This window comes from Methylibium sp. T29 (assembly GCF_000576205.1).
GTDB classification, from domain to species: Bacteria; Pseudomonadota; Gammaproteobacteria; order Burkholderiales; family Burkholderiaceae_C; genus Methylibium; species Methylibium petroleiphilum.
In genome coordinates, this window is sequence record NZ_AZND01000242.1 from 1 (window position 1) to 4890 (window position 4890).

Here is a 4890-nt window from a genome sequence, read left to right on the forward strand (position 1 = left end):
CCGCCGGCCGTCCCGGCGCCACGGCGCCGCCAGCCGGCGCGAAGACGCACTCCACCCGCCACGTACTAAGCTCCGCGAATGTCTCGCGCCCTGCCTTCCTTCCTCTGCGCGCTCGGCCTGGCCGCGCTGGTGCTGCCCGGTGGCGTGGCCGCGGCGCCGCCGGCCTCTGCGCTGCCGCAGCGCAACCTGCTGGTCGAGGTGCGCCAGGGCGACGAGTCCAGCTTCACGGCCAGCGGCGGCGGCCTGCGCGACGGTGCGGTGACGGTGGGGCCGAACGGCCAGGTGTCCGGCCGCGCCGGCGTGACGCTCGAGTCGCGCAGCGGCGACCGATCGGGCGATGCGCAGCACCGGCTGCTCGTGCTCAACGGCGGTCAGGGGATGCTGAACGTGGGCGCGTCCGTGCCGCTGACCTGGCTGGAGGTGGTGTGGACGCCCAGCGGCCCCGGCGCGATCGCCGGCAGCAGCTACGTCGACACCGGGCGCAGCGTCGCGGTGCGGCCCCGTTGGCCCGGCGGCGGCTCGCCGGTCACGGTGGAAGTGCGCACCGAGGCCAGCGCGCTGGCCTCCGGCGGCATGCCCTCGCGCTACGACTTCCGCGGCCAGCCCCAGCCCGAGGGCAGCATCGACCGCGCCGGCCTGCTGACCACGGTGCAGCTGCCGCTCGGTGAGTGGGTCACCGTCGCCAGCGACGGCGGCAGCGAGCGACGCAGCGAACGCGGGGTGCTGTCCAGCGCCGAGATCGCGCGCGACCGGCGCTACGTGGTGCAGATGCGCGTCACGCTGCCCTGATCCCATCGGACGCTGCGCCGACGCGCGCGGCGCCGCTGCCGCGCTCAGCCCGCGGTACCGACGGCCAGCCGGTCCCGGCCGCCGCGCTTGGCTCGTAGAGCGCGGCGTCTGCCGCGTCGGTGAGGGCCTTGGGCTCGATCGACTTGCCCGCCACCCGCACGGCCACGCCGATGCTCAGCGACACCACGCCGTCGGTCGGCGATGCCAGGTGCTCGATCGCGGCGTCGCGCAGCGCCTGCAGGCAGCGCTGCGCGACGGCTCGCGCGCCATCGATCGGCGTGCCCGGCAGCAGCACCGCGAACTCCTCGCCGCCGTAGCGCGCCACGATCTCGCCGCCGCGCCGCGCGCAGGCGGTGATGAGCTCGGCCACGCGGCGCAGGCAGTCGTCGCCGGCAGGGTGGCCGTAGCGGTCGTTGTAGAGCTTGAAGTGGTCGATGTCGATCATCAGCAGCGCCAGCGGCTGGTGTGTCCGCGCGCTGCGCGCCCACTCGCGGGCCAGGCAGTCGTCGAAATGGCGCCGGTTGCCCACCCCGGTCAGCGCATCGGTCGTCGACAGCTGCTGCAGCCGCGCATGCGCCAGCTCGATCTCGGCCTCGGCCTCCTTGCGGCGCGTCACGTCGCGGTGCGTGCCGACCACGCGCAGCGGCTGCCCGTCCGCGCTGCGGTCGACCACCACCGCATGGCTCTGCACCCAGATCCAGTGGCCCGCGCGATGCCGCATGCGGTGCTCGCACTGGAAGGCCGGCGCCGCGCCGCCCAGGTGGGCCTGCAGCGCGGCCCGCACCTGCGGCCAGTCGTCGGGATGGATCAGCGTGCGCCAGTCGGTGGTGCTCGGCCCGGCCCCGTCGGCGGCATGCCCCAGCATCTCGAGTTCGCGCGCGTTCGCGGTCCAGACGTTGGAGGGCACGTGGATGTCCCAGAGACCGAGGTTGCCGCCGCGCAGCACCAGGTCCAGCAACTCCGCGCTGCGCTGCCGCTCGCGCTGCGCCTCGGCCGAGGTCTTCGCCAGTTCGGCCGCCTGCTGCTGCGCCAGGCGCGTGTGCGCACGCAGCGCCAGCAGCGCCGCGGTCTGGCGTGCCAGGGCCTGCAGCGCCGCGGCCTGGGCCGGCGCCAGCAGGCGCGGCTGCGTGTCGATGACGCACACCGTGCCCATCGGCAGCCCGCCCTCCACGAGGATCGGTGCACCGGCGTAGAAGCGGATGTGCGGCGGCCCGGTGACCAGCGGGTTGTCGGCGAAGCGCGGGTCGGCATGGGCGTCGGGGATCGTGAACACCGCGTCCGGCCGCAGCAGCGCGTGGTCGCAGAAGGCCAGGTCGCGCGGGGTCTCCTGGGCCTCGAGGCCGACGCGGGCCTTGAACCACTGGCGTTCGGCGTCGACCAGCGAGATCAGCGCGATCGGCGCGCCGCAGAGCTGCGAGGCCAGCGCCACGATGTCGTCGTAGGCCCCCTCGGGCAGGCTGTCGAGGATCTCGAAGCGGCGCAGGTGCGCCACGCGATCGGCGTCGTTCTCGGCACGGGCAGCGGGAACAGCGGGCATCTCGACGGACGGCCTGGCGGCGGGAGCATCACGACGATCGAGGATAGCCCGCGACGTGGCGCCTGTCGGCAAGCTCGTGCAACACCGGGCCGGCGCCCGGGCAAACCCTTGCCGCGCGAACCGATCGGTGGCACACGGCTTGCGCCAAGTCGAGCATGCACGTCTGTTCGCCCGACCCTGCCGCCCTGCCGCCCGCCTCGGCGGCGCCTCGGGCCGTGCCGCGCCACGACGGCACGCCGTGGCAGGACCGTCTCACGCTGCTGCTCGAATCGACCGGGGACGGCATCTTCGGCATCGACATCGACGGCTGCTGCACTTTCATGAACCGCGCCGCCGCCCAGGGCCTGGGCTACCGCACCGAAGAGGTGCTCGGCCGCAACATGCATGCGCTGATCCACCACTCGCACGGCAACGGTGCGCATTACGCCGAGGCGGACTGTCCGATCTTCAACGCCTTCCGCCGCGGGTTGCCGTGCCGCATCGACCACGAGGTGCTGTGGCGCGCCGACGGCAGCTCCTTTCAGGCCGAGTACTCGTCCTACCCCATCGTCGAGGCCGGCGCGGTGGTGGGTGCGGTGGTCACCTTCGTCGACATCACCGCGCGCAAGCAGGCCGAGGAACAGCTGGTGCGCGCCAAGCGCGAGCTCGAACGCACCAACGACCGGCTGGAGCAGCGCGTCGCCGAGCGCACCCGCGCGCTCAGCGACGCGCTCGCGCAGCGGCGCCGGCTCTCGGCCTACCTGGAGACGGTGCGCGAAGAGGAGCGCACCCGCATCGCCCGCGAGATCCACGACGAACTCGGCTCGCTGCTGGTGGCGCTGAAGATGGACGTCAACTGGCTCGAGAAGCGCGTCGCCGACCGCCTGCCGCTGGCCGCCAAGTGCGAGGGCATGGGCGCGCTGATCGACACCGCGGTCGACAAGGTCGGCCGCATCATCACCGACCTGCGGCCCAGCATCCTCGATCACCAGGGCCTGTGGGCCGCGCTGGAGTGGCAGGCCCAGGAGTGGCTGGAGAGCGCCGAGCTGGAGGCCGACATCCAGGTGCACGTGGCCGCCGGCGTCGCGCCGCCCGAGGGCGGGTCGGCGATCGCGGTGTTCCGCATCTTCCAGGAGCTGCTGTCGAACATCGCGCGGCATGCGAAGGCGCGTCGCGTCGGCATCCGCATCGTGGTCGATGCGCCGCCCGAGCCGGTGCTCTACCTCGATGTGCGCGACGATGGCGTCGGCACCACCGCCGAGGCGCTGAACGACCCGCGCAGCTACGGCGTGATGGGCATGCGCGAGCGCGCGGCGCACTTCGGCGGGCGTCTCACGATCGACAGCGCGCCCGGCCAGGGCACGCTGGTGCGGTTGGTGATGCCGCTCGCGCCGGAGGAGCGGCCATGATCCGCGTCGTCATCTGCGACGACCACGTGATCGTGCGCCAGGGCATCAAGCAGATCCTGGCCGACGCCGGGGACATCGCGCTGGCCGGCGAAGCCGGCAACGGCCCCGACGCGATGGCCCTGGTGCGCGCCGGCGCCGCCGCCGGCACGCCGCCCGACGTGGTGCTGCTCGACATCGCGATGCCGCAGCGCGACGGACTCGACGTGCTGAAGTCGCTGAAGGCCGAGTTCCCGAGGTTGCCGGTGCTGATGCTCAGCACCTATCCCGACCGGCAGTACGCGGTGCGCAGCCTCAAGCTCGGCGCGGCCGGCTACCTGAACAAGAGCGCCGACAGCGAGCAGATGATCGACGCCATCCGCAGGGTGGCGCAGGGCAAGCTCTTCATCACCCCCAGCGTCGCCGAGCAGCTGGCGGGCGCGGTGGGGGCCGGCATCGGCAGCAGGAAGGGCGGCGTCGGCGACGACGAGGCCCCGCTGCACGAGCGCCTGTCGCACCGCGAGTACCAGGTGTTCGGCCTGCTCGCGGCCGGCAAGAGCGTCGGCGAGATCGCCGAGCAGCTGGTGCTGTCGTCCAACACGGTGAGCACCTACCGCGCCCGCATCCTCGAGAAGACCGGGGTGCGCAACGACGTGGAGCTGGCGTTGTACGCGGTGCGGCAGGAGCTGATGCAGGTCTGACGGCGCGCGGCCGGGCGGCCGGTGGCGGAACGTGAGCTTGATCCAGGTCAGCCGCCGGCGAGTCGCGGCGCCGTTGCGCGCCGGCTGTGCCAGAGTGCGGCGTGTCCGATGCACTGGCCCGCGGGCCACCGACGCGCATGAAGCTCACCTTCCTCGGCGCCGCCGACACCGTCACCGGCTCGAAGCACCTGGTCGAGATGGGCGGCGCGCGCGTGCTGCTCGACTGCGGCCTGTTCCAGGGCTACAAGACGCTGCGCGAGCGCAACTGGGCGCCGCTGGCGGTGCCGCCGGCGCAGATCGACGCGGTCGTGCTGAGCCACGCCCACCTCGACCACTGCGGCTGGCTGCCGGTGCTGGTGAAGCAGGGATTCAAGGGCCCGGTGTATGCCTCCGCCGCCACGCGCGACCTCGCCGAGGTGCTGCTGCTCGACAGCGCCCACCTGCAGGAGGAGGACGCACGCCGCGCCAACCGCGGCGGCTGGTCGCGGCATGCGCCGGC

The 4890-nt window shown here is 73.4% G+C and carries 5 protein-coding genes; 4 read left to right on the forward strand and 1 reads right to left on the reverse strand.

Annotated features, from left to right (window positions below):
• The first annotated feature begins 78 nt into the window (after positions 1-78).
• Entirely contained in the window at positions 79-789 is a 711-nt protein-coding gene (locus tag x551_RS18490) for a hypothetical protein (RefSeq protein WP_011831070.1), read from the forward strand.
• On the opposite strand, the gene x551_RS23710 is transcribed toward x551_RS18490, so the two are convergent.
• Positions 776-2326 carry a diguanylate cyclase gene (locus x551_RS23710; protein ID WP_051512157.1) on the reverse strand — a complete coding sequence of 517 codons (1551 nt, stop codon included), beginning with the start codon at positions 2324-2326 and terminating at the stop codon, positions 776-778. The genes x551_RS18490 and x551_RS23710 overlap by 14 nt on opposite strands.
• 155 nt (positions 2327-2481) lie before the next feature.
• Between x551_RS23710 and x551_RS18500 the strand changes: the two genes are divergently transcribed.
• The 3 genes from x551_RS18500 to x551_RS18510 form a co-directional block, all read left to right on the forward strand.
• Positions 2482-3714, forward strand: a complete 1233-nt coding sequence (locus x551_RS18500) for a PAS domain-containing sensor histidine kinase (RefSeq protein WP_081771403.1) — start codon at positions 2482-2484, stop codon at positions 3712-3714.
• The gene (locus x551_RS18505) at positions 3711-4391 is read left to right on the forward strand and encodes a response regulator transcription factor (RefSeq protein WP_036235314.1); all 681 of its coding nucleotides are present in this window, start codon (positions 3711-3713) and stop codon (positions 4389-4391) included. The genes x551_RS18500 and x551_RS18505 overlap by 4 nt, the downstream gene beginning before the upstream one ends.
• A 137-nt stretch (positions 4392-4528) precedes the next feature.
• Positions 4529-4890: MBL fold metallo-hydrolase (locus x551_RS18510; RefSeq protein ID WP_036250068.1), on the forward strand; the 362-nt coding region annotated here is incomplete at its 3' end.

Coding starts and splice junctions, on each gene's coding strand:
- x551_RS18490 (WP_011831070.1), top strand. CDS start 79: ATGTCTCGCGCCCTGCCTTCCTTCCTCTGCGCGCTCGGCCTGGCCGCG.
- x551_RS23710 (WP_051512157.1), bottom strand. CDS start 2,326: ATGCCCGCTGTTCCCGCTGCCCGTGCCGAGAACGACGCCGATCGCGTG.
- x551_RS18500 (WP_081771403.1), top strand. CDS start 2,482: ATGCACGTCTGTTCGCCCGACCCTGCCGCCCTGCCGCCCGCCTCGGCG.
- x551_RS18505 (WP_036235314.1), top strand. CDS start 3,711: ATGATCCGCGTCGTCATCTGCGACGACCACGTGATCGTGCGCCAGGGC.